Annotated in this window: 1 protein-coding gene; it reads left to right on the plus strand. The window is 65.4% G+C overall.

The features are described 5' to 3' along the window. Nucleotides 1-480: T1SS-143 repeat domain-containing protein (locus AACR77_RS08220; protein ID WP_042880743.1), on the plus strand; the 480-nt coding region annotated here is incomplete at both ends.

Here is a 480-nt window from a genome sequence, read left to right on the forward strand (position 1 = left end):
CGACAGCGGGGTCACCTTGCAGGAAGGGGCCTCTGGCCAGACCCTGGATGGCCAGCTGCCGGTGAGCGTGGGCAGCGACCGCCTGGTGTCGCTCAACTTCGAGGCGAACCAGCCCGGCCTGAATGGCCTCACCAGCGGCGGCCAGCCGACCCACTATCAGGTCAACGGCAACGTCATTACCCTGCTGGATGCGGGCGGCAAGATCATTCTGACCGTGACTCTGGGGCTGGATGGCAAGTACCAGGTGGCGCTCGACGGCGTGCTGGATCAACCGGTCAGCACCAACAGCGTCAACCTGGGGCTGCAGGTGCAAGGCACCGACTTTGACGGGGACAAGAGCAACCTTGGCACCCTCAATATTCATATCACCGACGGCGTGCTGCCCCAGGTCGACCCCGTCTCCCTCACCCTGGTGGAAGACAGCGACTGGAGCGCAGCCCAGACCCTCACCGGGGATCTGGCCATCACCGCCGGGGCCGA

It is taken from the genome of Aeromonas sp. ZOR0002, assembly GCF_963866995.1.
GTDB classification, from domain to species: domain Bacteria; phylum Pseudomonadota; class Gammaproteobacteria; order Enterobacterales; family Aeromonadaceae; genus Aeromonas; species Aeromonas caviae.